Source organism: Pseudoalteromonas sp. T1lg24 (genome assembly GCF_002964745.1).
GTDB classification, from domain to species: Bacteria; Pseudomonadota; Gammaproteobacteria; order Enterobacterales; family Alteromonadaceae; genus Pseudoalteromonas; species Pseudoalteromonas spongiae.
In genome coordinates this window covers 552,191-578,192 of the sequence record NZ_PQCB01000033.1, presented here as the reverse complement: position 1 = coordinate 578,192, position 26,002 = coordinate 552,191, and the positions used below count along the sequence as shown (strand labels likewise).

The window sequence follows — 26,002 nt, the reverse complement described above, 5'->3', positions numbered from 1 at the left end:
TTGCTAGTTTGTAGATTCAGGCAGATACTTGCAGTTAATTCGGTGCTTTAGATTTAGCCATAAAACGCTTGTGCAAAGATATCGAACTAGGCAAAAAATGACGGCTTCTCGCTAGGCTTTTAAACTTAGTAGGGGCTATTTAGCGTGTTTTAGAGTGAAATTAATGAGCACATTAAGCCAAGAGTATATCGATTTATTAAAAGAAATTATTCGCCATCCAAGTGTGGTTGGGGCGGAGCATTCGTTTTTTCGTGTTTTGCAGCGCGAGCTTGAAGAGCGAGGAGCCACTGTAACTTGGTACGAAGGACTATTAGTTGCGCAGGGTAAAAAGCCGTTCAGTGCAATGTTTTCCGCACATATCGACCGCCATGGTTTAATTTGCACTGGGCCGAACGAATTTCAATATGCAGCATTTATTGCTGCAAACCGCACTGATTTGCTCAATAACTCAGTGTCTGAAGAACTCATGACTAAAATCACCGAGCGCTATAAGTCTACCCCAGTGTATGCTTACGAACCTTGGTCTGGTGCGTATCGCGGGCAAGGCATGATCAAGCATTCTTATGTGTGTGAGTATCGAAATAACCTTATTTTTGAAATTGACGGCCTTGAAAGTGCCGTTGCCGGAACACCGGTTGCGTTTAAAGATAAACTGCGTATTTCCGAAGAGCGATTAACCGGTCAGCTCGATAATGTGCTGTCGGCGGCAGCGCTCGTGCATTTATTTAGTTTGGGCTTTGAAGGCACAGTGTTTTTCACCGCGCAAGAAGAAGCAGGTAAAAGTTGGCGCTATTTATTGGAATGGTTTCGTCGTTTTGGTGGCTCAACTAACCGCTTATTTGTGGTAGATACTAGCCCGTTTCCCGATGTTGAATCAGCCAACAAACAACATTTAGTGCTGCGAAAAAAAGATGCCAACGCTTCGTTTAATTCAGCGGCAACTAAGTTAGTGGAAAAAATCTGTAAAGAGCAGCAGTTAAGCTACATCTATAAAGATGAATATATGGAAAAAATAAATAAAGAGCTTGCCGCGCGGGGGGAAGCGCCACGCTCTATTGGTAGTACTGAGCTTGGTCGTATTATCGCCAGTTCGAATGGTTTAGTGGATGGTACTACTATTCAAGTGCCAACAACCAGCTACCACACAATGGATGAATCAGGTTCAATCGCATCGGTAGAAGCCTTTTTGAATGTATTAATGGCCCTCTCTAAAAGAGGCTAATTACCAATAAAAAAGCGCCAGCATATTGCTGGCGCTTTTTTATTATCAGGTTATTGAGTTTATGCCAGTAGCAAAAAGCCAATAAATGCGATTGCAGCTGCAAGCAGCGCGTAAGGTAATTGTGTTACAGCATGGCTGACTAAGTTACAATCTGAGCCTTGCGCTGCCAGTACCGTTGAATCAGAATAGAAACACGCTTGGCTACCAAAAGAAGACGCTGATAATAGCGCGCCAATCACCAGCGGAATGTTCGCATCAACCGCAACAGCAAGTGGCATTACAATTGGGATTGTTACAGCAAAAATACCCCAACTCGACCCCGTAGCGAACGCTAAAATAGCCATTGATAAAAACACCATCGCAGGCAGTAATTGTGCTGTCATATACGGGCTTAGCGTGTCCATTACATATTGTGGCAATAGCAATTTGTCACACACATCTTTAAAAATAAATGCAGCGATAACCGTACCAATGGCAGGTAACATGCATTTAAAACCATCAATCATTTGCTCCAACATATCGGCCAACGGCATTAAACGCTGCGCCATATAAAATGGAATGGTCACAGCCAATGTTGCCAGTAAGCCTTTCCACACATCAATATCAAAGTACACGGTAAAGCCTACAAGGAGCACTATCGGCACTAAAAAGTTGTAGAGCTTACCGCTACTATCGGCATTTTCGAACTCTTGCTCGATTGCTTTTGCAGCGTATTCATCGGGTGTTTGCACTTCGCTTAAATCGACTTGCTCAAGTGCTGGTTTACCCGCTTTTGCTGCAAGTTCGGCTTTTTTCATAGGGCCAAAAAGTGGGATTACCCCTATAATAACCAATGGCACCATAAACACGGCAACCCATGCATACAGCATGTAGGGGATCGCGTCGATGTAAACGCTAATGCCTTGCCCTTCTGCGGCAACACCGTTATCAACCAGTAAACCACCAAAAAACACCGCCCAAGTAGACAGAGGTACCAGCACACAAATAGGTGCGGCGGTTGAATCAACCACATAGGCCAGCATTTCGCGGGAGATTTTAAATTTATCCGTAACGCGGCGCATGGTTTCGCCTACAGTTAAAGCGTTTAGGTAGTCATCAATAAAGATCACCACGCCCAACAAATAGGTCATAAGCAGTGACGACTTAGCGCCTTTGGCAAGTTTGAGCGCGCTGCGACCAAACGCCAGCGCGCCACCAGTACGCACTAATAGCGCAATAAGTGCACCAAAACTACCGCATACTAAAATTAGCCACCCTATGGTTTCGTCGGCCATCACTTTTAATGATGCCTCGGCAAAATTACTTAAAATGGTCGTAAAATCAAGCAGGGCTAAGCCTACTAACGCACCTAACACAAGGGCTAAAATAGGGCGGCGAAGTACTACAGCAAGAGTCAGTACAACAATGGGTGGAATTAAGCTGATAACGCTCGGCTCGGTCATTCAAATGGTTCCAATATTATGGTTACCTTTAAAGGTGTAAATCGCAGTAGTAGGCATGCGGATATCTGCTTAATATTGGGTTGACCAGCGCTTAGTATGGCCCTTCTTGAAACATCACGGCGAAAATAAACAGGATTGTGTTTTGCGTCAATTTAAAATTTTTGTCTTATCAAAAAATAGTTTTAATCAATGGGTTTAATTATTAAATTTCAATAGGTTATTAACTATTAATTGTGAGTATGCAAAATGTGCTGCTACGGCATTTTTATTTTTCACTTAAAAAAAACAGTTTAATTTAAACACCTTAACGCAAACTCAGTTACTTTAATTTATTTGAATAGCATAATGCGCTAACACTTTGGCTATTCTTCATTACAACAAGGACTGTAACAATGACAAAAACGTTTTTTAATACTGAGCTTGCGCTTATTCAAGCGCCGATGGCGGGAGTACAAGATACCAAATTGGCGGTTGCGGTTTGCAATGCAGGAGGGCTTGGGTCGTTGCCGTGTGCCATGTTGACAAAAGAACAGCTTATTAGCGAATTAGACTACCTAACCTGCCATACAGATAAGCCCTACAACTTAAACTTTTTTTGCCACACCACGCCAAATTATAGCAAACAGCACCAAATGGATTGGCATCAATTACTCGCCCCTTATTTTGCCGAGTTTAATATTGATGCATCAGGGTTTTCAACCAGTGCATCGCGCACGCCAATTGATCAAAGTGTATTGGAGATTATCGCGCCATATAAACCGCCTGTAGTGAGCTTTCATTTTGGCTTGCCAGCCAAGGAGATTGTGTCGCAAATTAAAAAGTGGGGTGGGCAAGTATGGTCATCGGCAACCACGTTTGAAGAAGCGTATTTTTTAAAAGAAAACGGTGTTGATGCCATTATTGCACAGGGCATTGAAGCCGGTGGTCACCGCGGCCATTTTTTATCGACTAACATCATGCAGCAGCCAACAACCAAGCAATTGGTAAAACAATGTGTCACACTAGGCGTTCCCATTATTGCTGCTGGTGGTATTAGTAAGCCTGAAGACGTTACGGCATTTCAGCAACTGGGTGCAGCCGCGGTACAAATTGGCAGTGCCTATTTATTAAGTGATGAAGCCACAACAAGTGAGTTCCATCGCACGGCACTAAAAAAGCCGCACCAAACAGTGCTGACGACGGTATTCTCTGGTCGTCCTGCGCGCGGAATAGTCAACCGTGCGATAACTGAGCTTGGCAGCATGCCGTCACATGTGCCGCCATTTCCATTTGCGTCAATTGCGATGACGGCGATCCGCGCCCGTGCAGAAACAACTGGCAAAAATGATTTTTCGCCACTTTGGTGTGGTCAGCATTTTGTGGTGCGTGATGGCGTGAATGCAAGTGATATTACTCAATTATTGATGCGAGGTTGGCACAATTGAATACGCCAAAAATCCTTGAACTAGGTGATAGTTACCAGCAACTTGCAAGCGTATTTGAGCAAAAGTTAGCGGGGCAATTTGATATTAAAACCTATGCCAAAGGCGAGGTACTATTACAACAAGGCGAAACGCAACACGCGGGGTTTTTAATTTTGTCGGGGGTGCTGGGGGCTTTGCATGCAAGTTCCGATGGTGGGCAAAAATGCAAAGAGTTTTATTTTAAAGATGAATTTGCACTTTTGTATGGCAATTGGCTAACGCACAGCCCTGCGCTTTATCAGCTAAAAGTAATACGTCAGGCTCGCGTAATTAAGGTGCCATTATCGTTAATGGAAAATGCAGATTGGCAGCCAATAAAACAACAGCTTATAACCCAACAGTTATTATTTAAAGAAGCCAAAGAGGCTTTTTTATTGCTCAATACGCCCGAACAACGCTATCAATATTTACTCGACAATAAACCTCATTGGTTAGAAACGCTCAGTTTGAACGAAGTGGCAATGTACTTAGGAGTGTCGGCAATATCATTGTCGCGCATTCGCCGTCGTCTAAATTTAACCAAATCATTTTGACGGCAATTAACTTAAGTTAAGGTTTTTACATTCGCGCCTGATTAGACTGCCCCTTTTTACAGGAGCCGTTATGTTTATTGTGTCGCAGTGTTTGGTAGCAATCGCTACTTTACTTGATTTAGCCTCGTTTCAATTTAAATCGCGCAGTGCGATTTTAACCTGCTTATTTACTTCAGTATTGTTTACCGCAGTGCACTTTTTCTTGCTGGATAAAATAAGTGCAGCATGTTTAATGCTGTTGGCAGCATTGCGTTATGGCTATTGTATTTTTGCACGAGATCCACGTGTAATGCTTGGCTTTATGACGATGAGTATTGCTGCGGTTTATATTACTTGGCATAGCTGGGTAAGCCTAATTGCGCTGCTTGCGGCTTTACTGCAAACCTATGCGTCGTTTCAAGCAAATGATTTTACTTTGCGCTGTTTTATGATTGTTGGCACCTTATGTTGGATTTTGCACAATGTGTTGGTGTTTTCGCCAGTAGCTGTACTGATGGAAAGTGTTTTCTTAATGAGTAACCTGATTGGCTTGTGGCGTTTTTATGCCAAAAAGCAGTTATCGGTTAACACTTAGTTAGGTTGAGGGGATTTGTGCTGGAAGGGGTTTGTTTAGCTAAGCTCAGGTTTATTGACTGCAAATCCAACGAAGTGTTTAAAAATAAGGCATACAGCTAAGAGTTTAGCTTGGTTACGTTGAATTTAGTGTGAATATCGGTAAAGTCAGCCTCCACTAAAATTTTGGAGCTGAACTTACTATGAGCACTGCCTTTTCTCGCCGCTTTCTTTCGTTAATTGACCAAATCACAGAAGGCAACAAAAAGCGTTTTGCTGAAGTAACAGGGCGTTCGGCTTCAACTATTTATCGTTTGTGTCGAGGTGGCAGCCGCCCGTCGCTAGCTTATTTAGAACAATTAAGTGAGCAATTTAGCATTGATTTAAATTGGCTAATTACAGGTCAGCGCGCTACCGACGAGGTTACCAATAGCACTAAACCCGATATGGTACTTGCACCTAAGTTTGATGTAGAAGCCAGTGCGGGCTTTGGCCAAGTTGGCGCAGGGGAAGAAATTTCTGACCATTTTGGTTTTTCGAAACAGTGGTTATCATCGCAATTAGGTGTGCATTCAGAGCAGTTGGCGTTTGTTTCTGTACGCGGAGACAGCATGCAACCAACCCTAGAACACGGCGATATGATTTTAGTGGATATGTCGCAAAAACAAGCGAATAAAGAAGATATTTATTTAGTACACACCGAAGATGGTTTGTTAACTAAACGCTTAAAACCATTTAGTGGCGGCGTAAAAGTAATAAGTGACAATCCAGAATACCCAAGCTTTGACATCACCCATGCCACGGGTGAACAAGCACGTATTGTTGGTCGCGTTGTGTGGTTTGGTCGCGATATTTAATTTAACATTTAGTCGTGAGCTAAGATTTGCTCACGGCTTAATTGCATGTGATGCCAAAAACGCGCCACATCGTCTTTATTCTTGTTATAAAAATCCCGATTAAACGGCACGTACCAATAGGTGCGTTTTAACACTCCTTGACTGCTGATAACAATGCCTTGTTTGTCGAGTGCTTCAACACGTTTTAACCCCGCGCGTTTTTCAACTACATAACCGTCAAGCCTGCCATTAGCGACTTGGTTGATGCCCAAATCTAAATCATAGTTATCGTTAGCGGCAACGTTATGCTGTTTTAAGAATTGATGTAATACATAGCCTGTGGGTGCTTGTAAGCCAAATTCTTGTATGCGCTTGTAATAATTAAAATTAAACTGACCTTGTTGGTTAAACAGTTTGCCGTTCGATTCGGCACGATGCAGCGGCGAGCCTTTTTTATACAAAATGACATAATCTACTTTATTTAAGTAGTCCTGCTCATTTGTTGGGTATGCAAATTGCTCTGTGCGTTTAGGCGTTCTAAGCATTACAAACAAGCCGTCATATGTGCCATTTTTGACCCCTTGCTTGCAACGTTTCCATGGACGAGCAACAAAAGCAATCGGTGTATTAGCGTGTTTTGCTGCCCCCGATAACACGTCAATTACAAGCCCTTCAGGCTGAGTGTTTTGCACAGAATTAATCAGATAAGGCGGGTACTCTTTATCTTCATGACAAAGTCGCCAAGGCTTAGCATTAATACTAAAGCTAACTACAAGCAAAAATGTGAGTAAGGCGTTTAAAAGCATAGTATTTCTTTGTCGTTGAGTAGTGGTAATTATATGTTACTTGCCTGAAATAGCTATGCAAAAAAGCAGCTTACAAAACGCATTTTGGTCAACATTTGGTTAATTGTGTAAAACATAGCTAAGCTATATGTTTTACGTTGCTAACATAAATCATGTGTGACAATGCCTATCGAATTTAGTTTAGTTACTTAGCCGCAGAAACAAGTAGCAATTTGGCATCTTTGCCATCGGTTAGAATGGCGATATTACCGCTATTGCTAACAAATACGTCGCGCAAGCGACCGCTTATTTCGGGAAATACAGCGGTTTGTTTAAAGCGATTATTGTTAATATCAACTGCGTACAGTTTTCTATCAACGAGCGTGGTAATAAGTAGGTGTTTTTGCAGTGATGGGAACGCGCTATCTCGTGTGCCGTAGTAAGCCATGCCAGAAGGGGCGATAGAGGGTGTCCAATTAATGCTTGGTTGTTTCATACCCTTGTATTGAGTAAACGGCGAAATTCGCGCTTGTGAATAGTCTTTACCGTAGGTGATCACCGGCCAACCGTAATTTTCTCCAGCGGTTAAAAAATTTAGCTCATCGCCGCCAGCAGGGCCATGTTCATGACTTACAATGCGTTTTGCATCGTAATCGTACACAAGCCCTTGTGCATTGCGGTGGCCAAGAGAAAAAACCGCATGAGCGTTTGGGTTTGTGTGATCTTTAAATGGATTGTCGTTAGGTATGCTGCCATCTAGGTTTATGCGTAGCATTTTTCCTAATTGACTCGTTACAACTTGTGCTTGTTCACGATAATCAAAGCCGTCGCCACTTGAAAACAGCAAGGTATTGTCAGGCAGTATTAGTGCGCGACCAGCATAATGTTGAGGTGTGCCTTTATCGGTTGCTACCGTGTACACAATTTGAGGTTTTGAAAATTCAGTGCCATTAAACTGTGCTTTTGCGATCACTAAACGATTAGCGCTTAAGTTGCCTTGAGCGTAGGTAAAATAAACGGTGTTTGATTGCACATAATCGGGTGCAAGCAGTATATCAAGTAAGCCGCCTTGCCCTGCAAGGTACAGGCCTTCAAAGTTAACGTTTAGCCGTTTTTGGCTGTTGCCTTTTACCATTACTACATGGCCGTCTCGTTCAGTAATTAGCCAAGTTCTATCGGGTAACTCCACCATGCTCCAAGGCGCGTTTAATCCGGTTGCAAGGGTATGTATGTTGTAAGTTTCTAACGGTAAGGTGGTGTCGTTTGCAGCGGCGTTTTTTGAAACACCTACAGATGTGGCAAAACTAAAGGCGATATAAAGCAACCATTGTTTACAACTTAAGTGTTTGCTAGTGTGAGGGAATATACCTTTGTTGAGTTGCGCTAACCTTGTTATTTTTAACACGTTTATTACCTTCGTTTTTAGTTGCATGGCTGCTGAGCTTTACCATAGCTAGCTTGTTCCATAGCCAATATGTTGTCAATCAGTTAGTAAATGTTGGGGTGGTGGTGCCATTGGGTGATCGTCTTAATATAATGGCGCAAGATTGGCTTGGCATGACCACAACCTATGGCGTGATCATCGCAGTTGCATTAGCAATCGCGTTTACGGTTGCCAATTGGCTTAGCAAAAAATACGCTATTTCGCGCGATGTATGGTTTATCTTTGCAGGTATTGCAGCGCTTGCAACTGTGTTATTCGCGTTTGAACTTATTATGAAAATTAACGTGATTGCGGGCGCAAGAGGCTGGGGATTTTATACCCAATTACTCGCTGGTGCCGCAGGTGGTTTTGTGTTTTCAAAAGTAAGTGCCGCGCTAACACGTAAATAATAAGTTGTTAGCTTTAAAGTAAGCTTATTTAGTACAGCTTATTATCTCCAAGCGACACTTCCATCTCATTACTCCCTTTAACTGGGCCGCCAATCATTTCATCGTAGGCGCTGCTTTGACGTACCACCTGTTTTTTAGCTTTTACATTCTGAAAACGCTGTTGTAGTGCCAATAAATTATGGTGTTTTATGCGTTCACCTCGCTCGTCAGTAATGATGTATTCCTGCCCTTCAACCACGGCACTTACGTTGTAGAGCGCTAAATCAAGGCTATTAAAAACAAGTTTTTCAACTTCAAAGTATTTTTCTAATTTGCTCAGTTTCATTGTTGTATTCTTATTTAAACTATTACTTTGCTTATTACGTACACCAATTCAAATTAGATTAACCACTAGCGTTAATTTTTATGTGTTAGACAAGCTAATAGTTTGTTCTATTTACATATTTATTAAAGCCAATAAAATAGGCAAGGCAACAACGGAATCACCGTTAATCAAAACAACCATCGCTAGCACAAATGGATTTAATATGCGCTCAATTGCAAAGCACTCGCTCGACCTTGATTTAACCGACAAAGATTGGTTTAGATACGCTTCCTTTCAGGGTAAATCATCGCTACAAGCCGATTCAGTAACGCGACTTCAATCTTTGCCTGCGTTAGCGGTGTTATCAGGTTGGGCTGAAGTGTTTTTTGCCCTTTTGGTGATGGCGATTGCGCTATCAAGTTTGTATTTAGTAGAACATTACCCACGTGGCATCGCTTTTTTAATTTGTTTAGGCAGCTTTTTAACGGTGTTTATTATTAAGCGCTTAGTGACAATTAAAAAGTATGGTTTTGGCAGTAAAAAAGTAATGACCATTAGCCAAAATCACATCGAAATTGAAGAACTTGCTAAAAAGGTCAAAAAAGGTGGCAGTGAGTTAGTTAATAAAAGCGATATAAGCGAAGTGGTTTTTAATTACACCTATATTCGCAAAAATAAGCACCGAGTCGGTGGTGTTGCTAATAAAACACGCGCCGTTTTGCATACTTGCGATATTCATTTAAACGACGGTAAAACCATCTCCCTCGACGCTATGCGTGTTGGGTTATTTAATGTTTTGTACTTATTAGTATTTCATCAATACCCACTGAAATTTAGAAACACCTCAGCCGGTGGTATCGGCACCATGTCGATTATTTTACTGCGATTATTCGCACTTGGCGCAATCGGTAATGCGTTAATTTTGTTGGGTGATAAGTTGTTTTAGAGTTTGGGTTTAAATACTTTTGTGTAAACGCGGAGTATGTTTTTAGCGTTGTACTTAGAATACAGCGGCAGGGCTTTAGATATTTAGTGCTGGTAGGAAAACCTTGTTAGGGCCTTAAGTGAGCGAGGAACGGTCATTGAATAAATTACTCAATGCACATAGCAAACTCTTAGTTGTTAGAAGTAAAAATTATGCCTATTCCATTTATTAATGATTACTTCCCCCTTAATTATATTAACAGGCAATTTGCCTGTTTTCCGCAACTTATAAAATGTTAATTTTCAAATAACTATCGGACTAGTGGCAACTAATTATTAGTGTTATAAATTGCTCTAGAATGTAAACAGGCGATGTTGCGGTAGAAAAAGAGGCAACTTGCCTCTTAATAAACTGTTAGCTGCCTCAGAGTGTAGAAATAGACAATTATGACAAGTACTCTTGAATTTATTAAAAAGGATTTTGGCTCAACGCTATTTCCACTTAAGACCAACTTGATATTGGCGGAAGTCATTGGGGATGAGATAAAAGATTATATCGATAACAGGATATTGAGTGATCAGCACGAAGGTGACAATTTTCTTTCTCAACACAAGGTTTACGCAACAAAACCAAGAGGGCATCTAAGGCGAACAGTTAAACTGGATCCAGTTTCTGAGTACTTCATTTATGATGTTATATACAGAAACAGGTCGATTTTTAGACCCCAAGTGAGTGACACGCGGCGTAGCTATGGTTACAGGTTTCGAGAGGGACGTCATATTCCTGTGCATGAATCATACTCTGAATATAAAGCTCAGCTTGGCCAAAGTTCAGGTGAGTTTTCGCACAACATACAGTTTGATATTGCTTCCTATTTTAACAGCCTATATCACCATGACTTGTCGCACTGGTTTGCGTCTAAACCAGGTGTCACTGGCGTTGATAGTAATGCTCTTGGTAAATTTTTTAGAGAAACAAACTCAGGAAGGAGCGTCGACTTTCTACCTCATGGAATATATCCATGCAAAATGATTGGGAATGAATTTTTAAAGTTTGTTGATCTTTCGGGGCTTTTGAAATCATCAAGAATAGTAAGGTTCATGGACGACTTTACACTCTTTGACAACGATCCCAATGTTCTAAAGCAGGATTTTATACGCATACAACAATTACTGGGAAAGTTTGCGCTAAATGTAAACCCATCAAAAACATATTACGACAACAAAGTTGGTGCTATTGAGGCTACGCTAACCAATATCAAACAATCGCTCAAAGAAATAATCACAGATTATGAAGAATTTCCAACAGCCTCTGGTGTGGCAGTAATTGAAACAGAAGTTGAAATTGAAAATAGCTTAAGTCAGGCTCAAATTGACGGGTTAATGGCCTTGTTAAGGAATGAGGATTTAGAAGAGTCCGATGCAGATTTAATATTGACCTTTCTTCGTTCTCATAGCAATAAGTTACTAGAGATCTTCCCGACATTACTTGAAAAGTTCCCTAATATAATAAAACACATTTATTCACTTAGTTCTGAAATTGCTGACAAAATCGAACTAACGAGAATAATCCACGCCTTTCTTCACTCGGGAACCGCTTTACTGGAATATCAACTTTTTTGGTTGGGGGCAATATTAGAAGACTTCCTAAGCGGCACTGATCTCTATGGCGAATGCCTAATCAAAATATACGAGCTAACTAGCGAATTTAAAATCGCTAGAGCAAAAATCCTTGAAATACCTGAACAAGGCTTTGGGCTTAAGGAAATCCGCGACGAGCTTTTGAAAACTGGACAGTCCGATTGGTTGTCATGGTCATCTGCTATTGGCTCGAGATCATTACCCGCCGGAGAAAGAAACTACGTGCTTGATTACTTTTCTAAAGGATCACCAATGAATTTCTTGGTGGCATCAGGTGTTAAAAAGCTATGACTAAGAAATCAACAGCAGCTAACAAGGCGCAGCAACGGACTGTCAAGCCTGTCACTTTTTGTGCTGTTCGCACAAAAACCGCCAGCTTTGCCAGCCGCTGTGCGCGGCGTTACGTTTCTATAGCTGGCGATAATAAAGTGTCTGATATAGAAATGAAAATCACAAGTAGTTTGCTGAAAAGCGATGAAAGCTACACAAGTCTGCAATACTTTTAATTGTTATGCTGCTAAAAACATCATCTCGAAGTGTTTTAACGGTTTCTAGAGAGTCAAAATAAAGGCAACAATATGGATATAAAAAAAGTACACAGAGCTCAATGTCATTGTGGTGCAGTTGAGTTAGAGCTGACGATGCCAAATGGTCTAGAAGATCCACGTCGTTGTTCCTGCTCTATGTGTCGAAAACGTGGGGCAATTGCAGCTTCTGTTTTGCTTGAAAACCTTAAAATTCTTAAAGGTGAAGACAATTTGACTCTGTATCAATTTAACACCATGACGGCAAAGCACTACTTTTGTAAAACATGCGGAATATATACTCACCACCAAAGGCGTTCTAACCCACATCAATTTGCTATTAATGTTGCGTGTCTTGAGGGAATAAACCCCTATGATCTGGAGCCCGTTAAAATCTATGATGGTATTCATCATCCTAAGGATAAGAAGCCTTAAGTATTGTTATAAATAAAGACTTTAAAGTGACTTCTAAGACTTGGTATTTGTGCGGAACAATCGCTTAAGTGGCGATGTTGGTTACTACTTAACGAGAAGTTATAAGGCTAAGGAAATCAGACCATGGAAACATTAAGAAAATTTTTTCTACTTTCATATTTACCCTAGGTATTTACTTTATATTTGTCATATTTAGCAAGGTTTGGTTATCAATCATAGCGGATGAAGTTGGGAGTTTCTTTAGTCACTTCCACATATTTAACTAATTTTTTTAGTTTTTTATTTATGTTCAAAAATTTAAAATGTAACAGAAGAATAAGTTCATCGACAAGTTGACATAGCTTACAACACGCCTTAGCATGCGGTTAAGGTTTTAGAGACGCCTTCTCCGCTAAAGACGATGTCACTCTCATCAAAATACATTCAAACATTTGAAACAAATAAGTTTGGTAATCGCGGAACACCAAAAGAACTTAGGAGTTTTGATTTGTTATGAATCTGCAATCTTACCCCCGTAATTTTGGGTTGTTATCTGCCAAGTTACATGAATCTTTTCGAGCAGCACTGCCGTTAGCGGTATTACTATTTTATATTTATTCCTTTAATTACTTTGGCTTTGTGGCGTTTTTAGAATTGCCATTTACCACTTTATTTTCAATATTAAGTGATTATGGCCTTACATTTTTAGTGTTTTTAACGGCTGTTTTAGGCGCGATGACGATTTGCCAAATGGCGCAAGTTCGCAAGGAGGTGCTTTAATGGAATATGCATTAAAACACGCCAAATCATTAGCGAAAACGCTGCTAAAAGAGGCAAAAAATGGTAACACAAATGTATTAAAACGGCTAAAAAAGTATTACAGGTTAGATGAAAACCACCCGACAGAGTTAAAGCTAAAAATGTGTCAGCACCTTGTTGCGAAAGACGCGGGACTATTTGATTGGCAACAGTTGCATCAGCTGTTATCGGCAGAAATCGCTGATAATACTGGGCAAACTAACTTTGGTAGTGTGTTGCATTCAAGTGCATGCGATCGTTTTTTAAATAAATGGTTTGCAAGTTACCAAGAGGCGCAGCAGGCATTAACGAAACACAGTTATTTAGTGCCGTTTAAGCATCAATTTATGGTGGTAAAAGGTCATTATTTCGCTGAAATAGGTATTAGCAATATGCCGGAAATCAGTGAATTTAATAATGACTTTGTAAAAGCGTATCCAAGTGAAACATGGGATAAACTAGTAGCGCAGGTATTTGCCGCTAAGCGCTCAAAGTTGAAGCAAACAGCTAACCAAACTTAGTTTGTTAACTGCCAGCACTGAAATTAAGTGAGAGACATAAAACACTCATGTGTCATTAGCATGAGTGTTTTTTATGGTATTTTTAGCTGTTGATTATGAATGCCCTGTAATCAAACAAGGTATATTCAAAACTTATTGTTTATTAATTACTTTTTAACGCTGTTACCTTATGCGCTTTTGTTACAGCGCGAAAATCCAAAACTAACAATGTTGCGTGTAACTGCCCATACTCATTTTACCGTTCGTGATAACGATAAGACTTGCCCGAGTCTGTAAGCCTTTTTTATGGTTTTGCTAAACCAATACTACTGATAAGGCCTTTATTAAAAATAGCGTTTGACAACGCTGTCAAAAAGTACCAGTATTCGGTACGTTAATTTGTTGTTAACGTTTCCAAGAATAACTAACCTCAGGCTCAGATAACAAATAGTGAAAGTACATAAGTTTGAAATAGTTAAAGCTGTTTTAAAGGGCTTGCGACAAGTGTTTTCAAAGTTCAAGGCATAGCCCTTGGAGCAATAACGCGCATTAAGAGCGAATTTATTGCCAACACATTTTACGGTTAAGCCAGTAAAAGTAACCGTTAGAAGCACATTCGTTATCTCTACTTGAGGTTAACCAATAAGGGCAGAAAAATGAAAAGAACACAGTTAGCGTTGGCGCTAAATTTAGCGCTGTTAACGCCACTTGCGACGCACGCACTTAATGTGCAACCCGACCCACAAAACCCCAATGGTTATGTGCTATTAAAAAGCGAAGTAGCGACTGCGGCACAAACTAAAACCGCAAATCCAATGTACGCAATTTGGTCAGATGCGCTGCGCACCGCTGATAACGCGTTAGTTGAGGCGATTGTACCAAATGCCGCTAGCAACCCCGCCAATGTAAAGCGTGCAGAGCGGGTTTTTGGCCAAGCGCAATGGGACTTTTTAACTCAAATGGCTGCACCTGAATATACTTACACGCGTTTTTTACGCGCAATTGGTAAGTTCCCAGCGTTTTGTGGTGATTATAGCGATGGACGTGATGCCGATGCGATTTGTCAACGATCAATCGTTACCGCATTTGCCCACTTTGCCCAAGAAACGGGCGGCCATATTGCAAAAGACAATACCTCAGATAACCCGCAAGGCTTGGAAGAATGGCAGCAAGCGCTTGTACACGTACGAGAAATGGGCTGGTCTGAAGGGCAACCCGGTTACACCACGGGATGTGGTCAGAATGACTGGCAAAATCGCCGCTGGCCATGTGCACCAAATCAAGGCTATTTTGGTCGCGGAGCAAAACAGCTGTCGTATCATTTTAACTATGGCGCTTTCTCTGAAGCAATGTTTGATGGTGATGCCACGGTACTGTTAAATAACCCAGCCCTGGTTGCAGACTCATGGTTAAACTTAGCCTCGGCGATTTGGTTTTTCTTAACGCCACAAGCGCCCAAACCGGCAATGTTACATGTGATAGATCGCACATGGACGCCGTCAGAACGCGAAACATCTGCAGGGATCGGGTACGGTTTTGGCACTACCATCAATATTATTAATGGTGGCATTGAATGTGGTGCACAAAATAAAAATAAAGGCCAGCCGGTAAATCGTATTCGCTACTGGGAAGGGCTTTCAGCGCATTATCAAATACCGATTGAAATGGATGAAGAAAACACGTGTTGGCAACAAACCCCGTATGGCAGCTTAAATTTAGAAGGCGCAACCGACGTGCTTTACACCAACTGGGAAGGCGACTGGGCGTATTACGCAGATAGACCCGGTGGTTATGCATTTGAGTGTAAATTAGTGGCATATCAAACGGCGTATTCGGCGTTGGTACCGGGCGATTATGAAAAATGCGTTACTAATTTCTATGCCTCACACTCCAATTGGCCTGAAGTAAGGTTAGTTGATACCTTGCCTGATCCCGTCGAACCGCCATCAACAGGCAATGCTTGGTCTGCGGATAAGGTTTATGTTCAAGGCGATAAAGTGGTGTATCAAAACGCTGAATACCAAGCAAAATGGTGGACACAAGGTTATATACCAAACGCGGGTGGTCCATGGCAATTAATTGGTGAGGTAACTCCGCCAACAGAGCCACCTAGCGAACCGCCTGCTGAGCCGCCAGTCGAGCCACCAACAACGGTTGCACAGTGGCAATCAACAGTCGTTTATGTTGGCGGCGACAAAGCAGTGTTTGAAGGCAAAACCTACACGGCAAAATGGTGGAATCAGGGCGAACAACCAAATACCAGTAATGCATGGCAGTAATTAAGCCGGCTTTTAAGCAATTAGCCGATTTAAACTAACCACAAATGAAAAAGCGCACATAGATGAGTGCGCTTTTTTTGTTCACATGGCGAAGGGGTAATAAATTTGGCTAGTAAAGGTGAGTTACACCTTATCGACCCTTCATTTAGTTAAACGTTACGATTTTCAAAAACGATCAATTAACGTTTAAATATGCAAATAAAATATCTAGGGTTTTGTTTTTATAAATATATTTTTACAGTGTACTTTTTCGGTTACCCTAGTCACTCATAGTTTTTAACGCAGGATGCGCATTATGCCTTTTACTTTGCGACCGTTCGGTCTTTTCTTTATTGCAACTATGGCTCTGAGTGGCTGTGGCGAAACGCCTTGGTATGAAAAAGACAGTGACGGTGACGATATACTGGACGTGATTGATGATTACCCATTTGATGCAACCAAACATCATTATCCGGTATTTATTGAGCAAGAACCGAATGATAATCCAGGCATTGCTACACCTGCGAAACTCGATGATGGCTTTATTGCTGCTGGCACAATTTCATCGCGTGTTGATAAAGGCGACTTATTTGGCTTTGATGCGTCAGAAGGAACGATGATCACTGCGTTTTTTACGACACAAGCAGAGCGCTTTTCTCCACAAGTGTATATTTCAAATGCCGATGGCTTGGTTATCGATAGCTATGTTATGAAGCCATTTTCAAAAGATGGCACTTATGTTGTTCATTTTCAATTGTTTAAAGCGGGTCGTTATCAGCTAAGCGTAATGGATAACAACTATGCGGGTGGCGATGATTTAAGCTATAAAATTACCGTATTCCACGATACAGATGTAGATGCCTTTGACGACCGAAAAGAGCGCAGGTTATTGAGCGATGTAAATAAAAACGACCAAGATAATGATGGCATTATTGATGGCTTAGAGTATTTGTTAGCGCGCTCAGTAAAGCTGCTTGATGCTGATAATGATGGCCAATTTAACTGGCAAGATGACGACTCAGACGGTGACGGCACAGCCGACAAGCAAGAAGGTAAACTAGATAAAAATAATAACGGCCATCCAGATTTTTTAGAGAAAAATTAATACCAATTCGCAATAACACCTAACTGTTTCAAGGGATTGATATGGAATATCTGCTCAGACGGTTTAGGCTAATAGGTTTAAACCTCCCAGACAAACCAATATGAGCGTTTAAGAGGCGGTAAGTAGACTCCTTAGTTTTTATTACATTGTTTCAAATCAGGCTTATTTCTACCTTAGAACACGTCTAAAAACTTTGCTTAATATATAAACGATAGAAAAGGCTTAAAAAAATAAAATGCTGCTAATATTAAGTTAACCAGTTTGATCCTAACTTATTATAGGGAACTATATGTTTTGGAACAAAAAAGAAAAAGCCAAACAAACTAACATTACGCCAACTTACCAACATGACTTTAATGTTATGACGTCAATTAAACGAGTATTTGCTTATATTGAGTTTACCCCGCAAGGTAAGATCATTACTGCTAACGAGCTATTTCTATCTACTCTTGGTTACGAGCTGAGTGAAGTTGTTGACCAGCACCACCGTATGTTTTGTTCACCTAACGAAGTCAGCTCAAACGAGTATCGAGAATTCTGGGATAAATTAGCTCGAGGCGAATCATCTTCAAATAGATTCGAGCGCATAAAAAAAGATGGCAGTTCAGTATGGATTGAAGCTTCTTATACTCCCGTTTTAGATGAACAAGGTAAAGTTACAAGTGTAGTTAAGTTAGCGACTGATATTACAGAGCTACAAAAAGCGGAAATGAAAAAAGCGGGGTTATTAGAAGCGATAGAGAGAGCGATGGCAGGGATCTCTTTTGATGTAAACGGCCACATACTAGAAGTAACAGAGGCTTTTTTAAATGTCGTTGGATATCGCGAGCAAGACATAATTGGTAAACACCATCAAATATTTTGTCCCAAATCAATTAGCTCATCGCCAGAATACAAGCAGTTTTGGAACGAGTTAAGAGAAGGTAAAATTCAACGTGGGTTGTACGAGCGTGTAGATTCTAATGGAAACACCCTTTGGTTAGAAGGCGCTTATCACCCAATATTCAATAGGGATGGCAGTGTCAACAGGGTTGTTAAATTTGTGTCAGATGTAACCCAACAAACTCAAAGTATTAAAGATACAATTGAAGCAGTTCAATCAACATCTACAGAAACCGAACAAGTTAGCGCCGAAGCGACGCAAATGTTACAGCAAACCGTTGTTACAATGGACGATATTTCTAACGATATCGATGTCGTCTTCATTGATATAAAAGAACTTAATAATGAGTCTGAAAAAATTAATGCGATTGTGAGCACTATATCCGCTATTGCAGAGCAAACCAATTTACTAGCACTTAACGCAGCGATTGAGGCGGCTCGTGCTGGAGAACAAGGAAGAGGTTTTGCGGTAGTAGCTGATGAAGTTCGCACTCTTGCTGCTAGAACATCTAACTCCACCTCAGAAATCGCTAATGTAGTAAAAAGTAATACAGAGTTAACCCTCCGTTTGAGTGATAACATCGAAGCAGCACAAGAAAAATCCAAAAAAGGTGTTCAACTTGTTAGCAGTGTAGATGGCATATTTAAAGAAATAAATCAGGGAATGTCTGGAATAGTTGAAGTGGTGAAACGTTTGTAGCTGTACGGTAATACTATTTGGTCGAAGCAGAAAATAACGTCGTCGCGTCGAGGACTTTTAGTTGTTCTTTGTCGTAAATATGAGTTCGATTAAAGCCTATTATTTAGGCTTTATTGGCAATTTTAAACCGTAGCAGAATCACTCAAGTTAGCACTTAGCAGAAGCAGCCCTCTGAACTTAATTATGTACTCGGCGGCAATGAGCGAACAGCGGTCATTCAAAATTACTTTTCTATTTCGTCAAAGTATATTGCTTGCATAGTCAGGAAAACGACCCAATCGCTCGTTTTTGTCCTGAAAAAAAAGCAAGAACTACTGTATTTTAGTAGTAATGGCAATTAGTTAAGAAGTTTGCTACAAATGAGTCATTCAGAAAAACGAGCGACGCTTTGGTAGAAAAACGCGCGATTAGCTCGCTATAAACATGTTAGGGCAACAAGGAATATCGATGCCAAACCGAACACCTGAACAGGATTTAATAGAGCAATTCATGGCCTATTTGCAGGGGCATGAAGATGACGATCTACGAATATCTGAGGTGATAAACCAAAACTGTAAAGCAAAACAGTTTGCCGATGTAGAATTTGTGTCAATTTCTAATAAGCACTGGGTAATTGAAGCGAAAAGCGACGATTCAAAAGACCGCCACAATACAGTTCACAAAATTTTCGGTGAGTTATTAAAAGAAACTGGAAGAGATAATCGCAACAACTGTCGTTATGCCATTCTAATCCCAGGCAGCTCTGTACAGTTCTATAGTCGTGCATTTCAGTCAATTAATCGCGAAAAATTCATTGGCTTTGGTGATCTAATTCCAGTCAATTGTGTTTTTACATGCAATGAACACGGAATTAGTAAAATGTCATGGGAGGCGCTTTATGACGCATATCAGCCCTAACAAGCGCATGTTGCCGGACTGGTTTTCCGCTGCGCTCCAAACCAGCCGCAAATGCGGGCGTTAGGGTTACAATCAGGCAATGAAGTGGACTGAACCTTGGATTAAATCAATCCAAAACCAAGAGAAATATAGCCTCATTTCAAAGGGGGTGTTAACAAGCTGCTTACTATGGACGTTGTTTTTCGTTTTTTTGGCAGTTGTAAGCCTGTTGACTAAAGATGACTTTATCAGTCATCTAGCTAAAACAATTTGGATTGCTCCTGTGCTAGGTTTCACTTTAGCTTGGGTTTTGTATACGGTCACGTGGCTGTCACCAGTTAAAATTGATTCCGGTCCCAAAGGCCTTGTCAGAATCAAAGCAGATAATATAACTTCGATACCTTGGGAGCTGATCTCTTCGTACAGGTTTATATTTAACGGCATCGTTTTTAAGTTTACTGATGATAGTGAAATCACATTCTTATTACCTGACGATATGGATCGAAATTTAATAGCAAAGGAACTTGAAGCACACTCAATCAAAAAAGATCTTTTGTAACCCTAACAAATTAATTAAACCGTGGACGCAAAACAGCAGGCTTGCGCTCTTTCGTCGCTAAATTTTAGCCCACTATTTTTAGCCGTTTATTTGCGGCGTTACGAATGACAGCTTGTGGCACATCTGTAACTGTCAGAATTGATTTTATTATCTTATTCTAGGCAAATAGGCCAAGTGAAGGTTTATTTAGATAACTAATTTTTATTGCTCTCAAATACAACACGTTATTAGGCGAGCTGACTTAATTCGCCGGAATAAAAACGGATAAACCTTTGCTTTAAACTTGGGTTAATTATTGTTATGAATTTATGGCGCTTGGTAAATTTAGCTTTTGGCTTATCTCAGCAATGTGCTGTTCGATAATGGCGATGTTCTTTTTGCTAAAAGACATAAGCGGTATTTTCTCGTTTAGAGATTCTTCGTGTTTAATATGAGTGAAATGTAACTCTTTGAGGCCTGTATCGGTTTCGATCACTTTTGCACTGCGTAAATCCGCATGATTTATTCTAATACGCTTTGATATAACACTCTTTTTCAGCTCAAAAGCGTCAGCGTAAAAATGCCATGCATTAAAACAGTAGCTAATCATGCACATGGTAATGAATATTAAACCCCAAACAGCAAGCTCCATTTTAAGATAATAAATACCTAAGCCTATCAGTAAAGAACCTAGCAGGATGGTGGGAATCTGTTTTACTAAGCTAACTTTTACACTGTGTTTTGGCTTGTCCGTAAGCGTATTTGTCACCGTTACTATCCTTAGTTGGTTTTGTATAGGTTCGGGGCGTCAACCTTAAGCAAGCCGCAGTAATACCTTTAAAGCGACTTAATTTTGTTTATATAGCTGGGCCAAACTATGCGTTGGCCCTTTCGCTGCCTGATCCGTTAAAGTTGAGCTGGCTTTGCTGCTGCAAGTTTGCTCTCTAAGCGTTGCAATTGCTCTGCGAGTGCATTTTGCGTCATTTCTAGTTCGGCTATGCTGCCACCAATTTCAACTTGTTTGGCGTCGCGGCCTTGTGATTTAGACTTTATTTGGTCAAGTTCGGTATTCACTGCAGCTAATTGATTTTTAAGCGCCTTAGTTGCTTGTTGCTGCTCTTCAAGTACCGAAAGCTTTAATGTGAGTTCAGTATGGTTTGCGACAATGTTTTTAGTTCAGAGCTAACATTTGCTTGCGCTGTTTTTTGGTTTTTAGTGATGTCGCTAGCTTGATCTTTTAACTGTTTAATTTCAGATTGGTTGCGTCGCCACGCAGATGCCCAAAGCTTGTCCATTTGTGTCCAAAGCTCGTCGGTACGTTTGCTAAGTGCGCTTACTTTGGCTTTAATGGCGCCTGCCGATTCACCCATTTCTTCGCCTGTTGCTGAAAGTGCGCTTTCTAATTCAGCAATGCGTTGATTTGATGCAGCAAGCTGAGCTTGGGTTGCAAGATTTTGTTGGTAAAGTGTGTATCCACCTGCTGCTAACGCAATAATGGAAATAGCACCCAGCCAGGTAAATACATTGCTACTTTTTTTAACGGCAGGTGTGTCAGGTACGTTTTGCGGCGCGCTTGGCGCTTGCTTACTCGATTGTGCAATCGGCTCTTTTGATTGCGCAACCTGATCTAGGTCGGGCGTACTACCAAATAGTTCAGGTTCAATTCGTTTATTCAACACGTACTCCTAATGTTGTTACTTATTTCTGGCGTTGAAGCAGCTTACTGCAAAATGCTGAAAGATGGAATTACTATACCTAAAATGTTCGGCATACTTAAGCTAGTGGCAATGGTTGTATTTGCTTGTTATTGCTAGATTGAGGCTTGAAAAACGTCTTCTAAAACCAGATTATGCAAATCATAAATTAGTTTATAAATTTACACTTAAATGGAATCAACAAATCCCTTTCTTTCTAAGTTAACAACTTTAGTTGAAAATAAACTGTTCAATAACTTCTTAGTGGCGGTTATTTTATTTAATGCCGTTACGTTAGGTTTGGAAACCACACAGTTTGGTAAGCAAAACGCAAACATACTGCACGCGTTAGATTTTATTATTTTAATCATTTTTACCATAGAGCTGGCACTTAAACTGATTGTGTATCGGCTGCGCTTTTTTAAATCCGGCTGGAATTGGTTCGACTTCTTAATTGTGGCCATTTCGTGGGCGCCAACCAGTGGAGCATTATCGGTACTGCGCGCGTTTAGGATTTTACGGGTTTTAAGGCTGTTTTCGGTGGTGCCACAAATGCGCCGTGTAATTGGTGCGTTGGGTCACTCACTGCCAGGTATGGCGTCGGTAATTGGCGTACTGGGTATTATCTTTTATGTTTACGCGGTACTTGCTACTAAGCTGTTTGGCCAACACCCAGATGCGAACATGCAAGAATGGTTTGGCAGTATTGGTGCGTCGGCGTACACCTTGTTTCAAGTCATGACGTTAGAAAGCTGGTCTATGGGGATTGTGCGCCCAACTATGGAGCTGTTCCCGCAATCTTGGCTGTTCTTTGTGCCGTTTATTATTATCACCAGCTTTGCGGTGCTTAACTTGTTCATTGGTATTATTGTTGATGCAATGCAAGTAATGCACGAAGAAGAGGGCAAGCCAGAGCAAACCTTCGCCACCAAAGAAGATATATTGCGCCTTGAAGCAAAAATTGATGCCTTAATCAATAAGAAACAGTAATCACCTGCCAAAAAAGCTGAAAGTGAGGTTCGGATTTTTGGACATAATTTCAGTTTTTTTGGATATAGTTTGACTAAATGAGTGCACGTATCATTTCTATGCATTAACAAAAACGCATTAGGAGCACGTGTTATGACATTTTCTCATTCATTAAAAACAATTTTGGCAGTGGCTTTTATTGGCCTTTCTAGCTTTGCTGAAGCAGGCTACGACACAGAAACCGACAAAAACGGCGTAATTTTAGCGGGTCACGATGTGATTGGTTATTTTACGGAAGGCAAGCCGGTGTTAGGTAGTGCCGATTTTACCGCCGTTTATAACGATGCAATTTATCGTTTTAAATCTGCCGAAAATCGTGATTTATTTACACAAAACCCAGAAAAATACGCACCACAATATGGTGGTTTTTGTGCCTACGGCATGACCTTTGGTAAAAAGTTTGAAATAGACGGCAAGGCATTTGAAATTGTTGATGGCAAATTGTTTGTAAATAAAAACCAAGATGTTTACAAAGCATGGGCGAAAGCTGTACCTAAACATATTTCTGAAGCAAATAATTTATGGCCAACGGTTGAATTAACTAACCCAGGCGAGCTGTAATCGTTAGTGGGCACCACTTCGCACACTGCCAGGTGCGTGCCCTTGATGTTGTTTATACGCTTTACGAAATGCGGCTTCCGATTCATAGCCGCTTTGCTCTGCAATTTGGGCAATGGTCAAATCGCTCGTGATCAGTAATTTTCGCGCGTTGATCATCCGCCATTTTATTAAATAATTCATCGGACTACTGCCTACTAACTTGCTAAATTTATCGGCAAAATTAGAGCGACTCATGGCGGCTTTTTCTGCAAGCTGTGCCAAATTCCAGTTATACTCTGGCTGTTGGTGAATAGCGTTTAATGCCTTACCAATACGTGAATCAAAAAGCGCAACCAATAAGCCGCTTTGCAGTTTGTCGCTTTCTACTTGTACGCGTAACACTTCAACAAACAATAAATAGGCAAGCTGATCAACAACCGTGTAGCAGCCAGCTCGTGATTCACTTAATTCCATAATCATTAAATCAATGAGGGCAAGGGCTTTACTGTTACTGGGTGTTGCAGGCAAATGAATAACGCTTGGCATCGCATCTAATAATGGATTAATAAGGGTGTTTTTAAACTCGAAAAAACCGCACACCATATTGGTGATTTCGCCATCATTACTCATGGGCGCATTGATTAAATGCGGCTGAGGTGTTGCTGCGCTGCTGGCAATAATATGCTGATGATCGTGCGGAAAAATAACCAGATCGCGGGCATCTAATTTGTGCTTTTCATCGCCCATATGTAGCCACGCTTCACCTTTACCAATCAGGTGAAATGGTATTCGCCGACTGCCTGATGTATCGACCGCCCACGTGCCACAAAAATCACCGTTTACATACACTTCGGCGTTTAACGACAAACGCTTTAGCAATACGCTGAGCGGATCAGGATCATTTAGGTAAATATTCGGACTTTCAGACATAAATTAAATCAGATGCGACATTTTCTTTGAGTAAGCCCCTATTTAAACTTGGTATTGAAATTTAATCAAACAGGAATCCCCCCAATGAGCAAGATTAAGATTTATGCAAAAGATTATTGTCCCTACTGTAAAACGGCGAAATCATTGATGGATGGTTTAAATTGGCAATATGAAGAGATTGATGTCACCCATAACTCGCATGAGTTTAAGCAAATGGTGTTGTTAAGTGGTCGTAAAACGGTTCCCCAAATTTTTATTGATGGTGAGCATATTGGCGGTTGTGATGACTTTAAAGCCTATCTTACTAAACACGCCTTGTAGGTTAATGTGTAATTAGGCGGCAATATTAGCGAGATTCGCACTCGCTAATATTACCGTTTTTGTATTTATTGAGTACCTAACTGATGACCTTTCTTTAGTGGGTTTAGATTTAGCTAGATCTCAATTCCGGCTTAATATAAAGTGACAAATATCTGTATTTTTCTAGCTAATTCTAGTTATTAATCATTTGATTACAGATGAACTTGTAGTTGGTTGCTTACGTACAAACTACAGAACACTTTTTAAGGAATTTAGATGCGTCTTTTTTCTGCCGGTCACATGTTATTACTACTTACTTCTATAGCTTTATTTAGCAGTTCACTTGCTGCAAACCAAGCCAATTCTCCTACTGACACTACGCAGCAAATACAGTGGCTTGATGCGCCTGAATTACCGATTGCGTTACAAGAAATTTATCCCGCGGTATTTGAAGAACGCATTGTGGTTGGCGGCGGTTTTACGCCTTCTAAAACACCTTCTTTTTTTGGTTTAGGGCCAAGTGATAAAGTATTTATTTTAAATCCTGCCCGAGCCCGTTGGCAAAATGCCCCAGATTTACCTGAGCCCAGACATCACCTCGGTATGGTAAGTAATCATCATTACTTATATGCCATTGGTGGTTTTACTGGCAATAGAGAAAACGCTTGGCAAATTCAGCGCTCGGTATTTCGCCTAGATGGTAACTTGCAGCGTTGGCGTAAAAGTGCGTCACTGCCGATCCCATTGGCTGAGTCGGTTTATGCTAATGTTTCGCAAAATATTCATGTAATTGGTGGTAAAACGCTGTCACCTGACACTGGCAAACACATCGATAGCACATCGCATTATGTGTTAGTGAGTAATGCGTATTGGCGACAAGCAAAACCGCCCACGATAGCCAGAAATTCGGCCGCAAGCGCGGTAATTGGCGATAGAATTTACGTGATTGGTGGGCGTACTTCAGGGCAAGATGCGAAAACACTAAGTTATGTAGAAGTTTACGACGCAAGCACCGATTCGTGGTCTGAGGTTGCGCCGTTACCCGTTGCTGCTGCAGGGCTTTCGGCAAGTGTGGTAGATGATAAAATTATTGTTACAGGTGGTGAAGTCTTTGCAAATAATGGTGATTGGCGCGCTGGCAAGGCGCTCGATTCCGTATGGCAATACGACCCAGCCCTTGATAGGTGGACGGCGCTTGCTAGTTTGCCTAATACACTTCATGGACACGGCAGCGTTACGCTAAAAGGTCATCTTTATATTCTTGGTGGTGCAGCAAATGTTGGGCCACAAGAAACAACAAACAAAGTGATAACATCCGCGCCTGTGGCGCAGTAAATGCGGCGGATTTGAGCTGCTAGTGCTCATACTTTAAAGAAAAA

29 protein-coding genes are annotated in these 26,002 nt (G+C 41.0%); 21 read left to right on the top strand and 8 right to left on the bottom strand.

All coding sequences use genetic code 11. From position 1 onward, the window contains the following. Positions 1-163: 163 nt before the first annotated feature. A complete protein-coding gene (locus C2M30_RS14685; protein ID WP_100914701.1) occupies positions 164-1,222 on the top strand; it encodes a peptidase M42 in 1,059 nt (352 codons plus the stop codon). Between the two features lie 59 nt (positions 1,223-1,281). Here C2M30_RS14685 and C2M30_RS14680 read toward each other — a convergent pair whose 3' ends face one another. Beyond that, positions 1,282-2,664, bottom strand: a complete 1,383-nt coding sequence (locus C2M30_RS14680; RefSeq protein ID WP_105172190.1) for a Na+/H+ antiporter NhaC family protein — start codon at positions 2,662-2,664, stop codon at positions 1,282-1,284. Positions 2,665-3,056: 392 nt separating this feature from the next. Here C2M30_RS14680 and C2M30_RS14675 point away from each other — a divergent pair, with 392 nt between their 5' ends. The 4 genes from C2M30_RS14675 to C2M30_RS14660 all read left to right on the top strand — a co-directional run bounded on the left by C2M30_RS14675 (position 3,057) and on the right by C2M30_RS14660 (position 6,069). After that, positions 3,057-4,088 carry an NAD(P)H-dependent flavin oxidoreductase gene (locus C2M30_RS14675; protein WP_105172189.1) on the top strand — a complete coding sequence of 344 codons (1,032 nt, stop codon included), beginning with the start codon at positions 3,057-3,059 and terminating at the stop codon, positions 4,086-4,088. Next, on the top strand, positions 4,085-4,660 hold the full coding sequence (locus tag C2M30_RS14670; protein ID WP_105172188.1) for a Crp/Fnr family transcriptional regulator: 576 nt from the start codon (positions 4,085-4,087) through the stop codon (positions 4,658-4,660). The genes C2M30_RS14675 and C2M30_RS14670 overlap by 4 nt, the downstream gene beginning before the upstream one ends. Positions 4,661-4,730: 70 nt before the next feature. Then, on the top strand, positions 4,731-5,234 hold the full coding sequence (locus tag C2M30_RS14665) for a YgjV family protein (protein WP_105172187.1): 504 nt from the start codon (positions 4,731-4,733) through the stop codon (positions 5,232-5,234). Positions 5,235-5,415: 181 nt separating this feature from the next. Continuing rightward, positions 5,416-6,069, top strand: coding sequence for an XRE family transcriptional regulator (locus tag C2M30_RS14660; protein ID WP_105172186.1), 654 nt, complete (start codon positions 5,416-5,418; stop codon positions 6,067-6,069). Between the two features lie 8 nt (positions 6,070-6,077). Here C2M30_RS14660 and C2M30_RS14655 read toward each other — a convergent pair whose 3' ends face one another. After that, positions 6,078-6,854: a substrate-binding periplasmic protein gene (locus tag C2M30_RS14655; protein ID WP_105172185.1), complete on the bottom strand. Its 777-nt coding sequence runs from the start codon at positions 6,852-6,854 to the stop codon at positions 6,078-6,080. A 184-nt stretch (positions 6,855-7,038) separates the two neighbouring features. After that, entirely contained in the window at positions 7,039-8,238 is a 1,200-nt protein-coding gene (locus tag C2M30_RS14650; protein ID WP_105172184.1) for a PQQ-dependent sugar dehydrogenase, read from the bottom strand. Between C2M30_RS14650 and C2M30_RS14645 the strand changes: the two genes are divergently transcribed. Further along, positions 8,223-8,666 (top strand): hypothetical protein, encoded by a 444-nt coding sequence (locus C2M30_RS14645; RefSeq protein ID WP_105172183.1) that lies wholly within the window; start codon positions 8,223-8,225, stop codon positions 8,664-8,666. The two genes, C2M30_RS14650 and C2M30_RS14645, sit on opposite strands and share 16 nt — an antisense overlap. Positions 8,667-8,694: 28 nt before the next feature. Here the strand turns inward: C2M30_RS14645 and C2M30_RS14640 are convergent, their stop codons facing one another. Further along, positions 8,695-8,991, bottom strand: a complete 297-nt coding sequence (locus tag C2M30_RS14640; protein ID WP_105172182.1) for a DUF6482 family protein — start codon at positions 8,989-8,991, stop codon at positions 8,695-8,697. 202 nt (positions 8,992-9,193) lie between these two features. On the opposite strand from C2M30_RS14640, the gene C2M30_RS14635 reads away from it, so the two are divergent. From C2M30_RS14635 to C2M30_RS14585, 11 genes are all read left to right on the top strand, one after another. Continuing rightward, complete coding sequence (locus C2M30_RS14635) at positions 9,194-9,916, top strand: hypothetical protein (protein ID WP_158683461.1); 723 nt, start codon at positions 9,194-9,196, stop codon at positions 9,914-9,916. 425 nt (positions 9,917-10,341) lie between these two features. Beyond that, on the top strand, positions 10,342-11,826 hold the full coding sequence (gene drt5 / locus C2M30_RS14630; RefSeq protein ID WP_105172180.1) for an antiviral reverse transcriptase Drt5: 1,485 nt from the start codon (positions 10,342-10,344) through the stop codon (positions 11,824-11,826). Beyond that, complete coding sequence (locus tag C2M30_RS14625; protein ID WP_105172179.1) at positions 11,823-12,041, top strand: hypothetical protein; 219 nt, start codon at positions 11,823-11,825, stop codon at positions 12,039-12,041. The genes drt5 and C2M30_RS14625 overlap by 4 nt, the downstream gene beginning before the upstream one ends. A 72-nt stretch (positions 12,042-12,113) precedes the next feature. Then, positions 12,114-12,494 carry a GFA family protein gene (locus C2M30_RS14620; RefSeq protein WP_105172178.1) on the top strand — a complete coding sequence of 127 codons (381 nt, stop codon included), beginning with the start codon at positions 12,114-12,116 and terminating at the stop codon, positions 12,492-12,494. A gap of 492 nt (positions 12,495-12,986) precedes the next feature. Then, complete coding sequence (locus C2M30_RS14615; protein ID WP_105172177.1) at positions 12,987-13,253, top strand: hypothetical protein; 267 nt, start codon at positions 12,987-12,989, stop codon at positions 13,251-13,253. Further along, positions 13,253-13,792 carry a hypothetical protein gene (locus C2M30_RS14610; RefSeq protein WP_105172176.1) on the top strand — a complete coding sequence of 180 codons (540 nt, stop codon included), beginning with the start codon at positions 13,253-13,255 and terminating at the stop codon, positions 13,790-13,792. Before C2M30_RS14615 ends, C2M30_RS14610 begins: the two co-directional genes overlap by 1 nt. Before the next feature lie 635 nt (positions 13,793-14,427). Further along, positions 14,428-16,050 (top strand): chitinase, encoded by a 1,623-nt coding sequence (locus C2M30_RS14605; RefSeq protein ID WP_105172175.1) that lies wholly within the window; start codon positions 14,428-14,430, stop codon positions 16,048-16,050. Positions 16,051-16,345: 295 nt separating this feature from the next. After that, entirely contained in the window at positions 16,346-17,134 is a 789-nt protein-coding gene (locus tag C2M30_RS14600; RefSeq protein WP_105172174.1) for a hypothetical protein, read from the top strand. 289 nt (positions 17,135-17,423) lie between these two features. Continuing rightward, on the top strand, positions 17,424-18,716 hold the full coding sequence (locus C2M30_RS22070) for a methyl-accepting chemotaxis protein (protein WP_105172173.1): 1,293 nt from the start codon (positions 17,424-17,426) through the stop codon (positions 18,714-18,716). Between the two features lie 447 nt (positions 18,717-19,163). Then, positions 19,164-19,613 (top strand): hypothetical protein, encoded by a 450-nt coding sequence (locus C2M30_RS14590; RefSeq protein ID WP_105172172.1) that lies wholly within the window; start codon positions 19,164-19,166, stop codon positions 19,611-19,613. A gap of 79 nt (positions 19,614-19,692) precedes the next feature. Beyond that, on the top strand, positions 19,693-20,151 hold the full coding sequence (locus C2M30_RS14585) for a hypothetical protein (RefSeq protein WP_105172171.1): 459 nt from the start codon (positions 19,693-19,695) through the stop codon (positions 20,149-20,151). A gap of 298 nt (positions 20,152-20,449) precedes the next feature. Here the strand turns inward: C2M30_RS14585 and C2M30_RS14580 are convergent, their stop codons facing one another. From C2M30_RS14580 to C2M30_RS14575, 3 genes are all read right to left on the bottom strand, one after another. Further along, entirely contained in the window at positions 20,450-20,899 is a 450-nt protein-coding gene (locus tag C2M30_RS14580; protein WP_105172170.1) for a hypothetical protein, read from the bottom strand. Positions 20,900-21,036: 137 nt separating this feature from the next. Then, complete coding sequence (locus C2M30_RS21810; protein ID WP_234004744.1) at positions 21,037-21,204, bottom strand: hypothetical protein; 168 nt, start codon at positions 21,202-21,204, stop codon at positions 21,037-21,039. 62 nt (positions 21,205-21,266) lie between these two features. Beyond that, on the bottom strand, positions 21,267-21,806 hold the full coding sequence (locus tag C2M30_RS14575) for a hypothetical protein (RefSeq protein ID WP_234004743.1): 540 nt from the start codon (positions 21,804-21,806) through the stop codon (positions 21,267-21,269). A 210-nt stretch (positions 21,807-22,016) separates the two neighbouring features. On the opposite strand from C2M30_RS14575, the gene C2M30_RS14570 reads away from it, so the two are divergent. Both C2M30_RS14570 and C2M30_RS14565 read left to right on the top strand, forming a co-directional pair. Then, positions 22,017-22,814, top strand: coding sequence for an ion transporter (locus C2M30_RS14570; protein WP_010558275.1), 798 nt, complete (start codon positions 22,017-22,019; stop codon positions 22,812-22,814). A 132-nt stretch (positions 22,815-22,946) separates the two neighbouring features. Further along, complete coding sequence (locus C2M30_RS14565) at positions 22,947-23,414, top strand: YHS domain-containing (seleno)protein (RefSeq protein ID WP_105172169.1); 468 nt, start codon at positions 22,947-22,949, stop codon at positions 23,412-23,414. Positions 23,415-23,417: 3 nt separating this feature from the next. On the opposite strand, the gene C2M30_RS14560 is transcribed toward C2M30_RS14565, so the two are convergent. Continuing rightward, entirely contained in the window at positions 23,418-24,323 is a 906-nt protein-coding gene (locus tag C2M30_RS14560; RefSeq protein ID WP_105172168.1) for an AraC family transcriptional regulator, read from the bottom strand. An 84-nt stretch (positions 24,324-24,407) separates the two neighbouring features. Here C2M30_RS14560 and C2M30_RS14555 point away from each other — a divergent pair, with 84 nt between their 5' ends. Next, positions 24,408-24,644: a glutaredoxin domain-containing protein gene (locus tag C2M30_RS14555; protein WP_010558272.1), complete on the top strand. Its 237-nt coding sequence runs from the start codon at positions 24,408-24,410 to the stop codon at positions 24,642-24,644. Positions 24,645-24,899: 255 nt separating this feature from the next. Further along, entirely contained in the window at positions 24,900-25,958 is a 1,059-nt protein-coding gene (locus C2M30_RS14550; protein ID WP_105172167.1) for a Kelch repeat-containing protein, read from the top strand. The last annotated feature ends 44 nt before the right edge of the window (positions 25,959-26,002 follow it).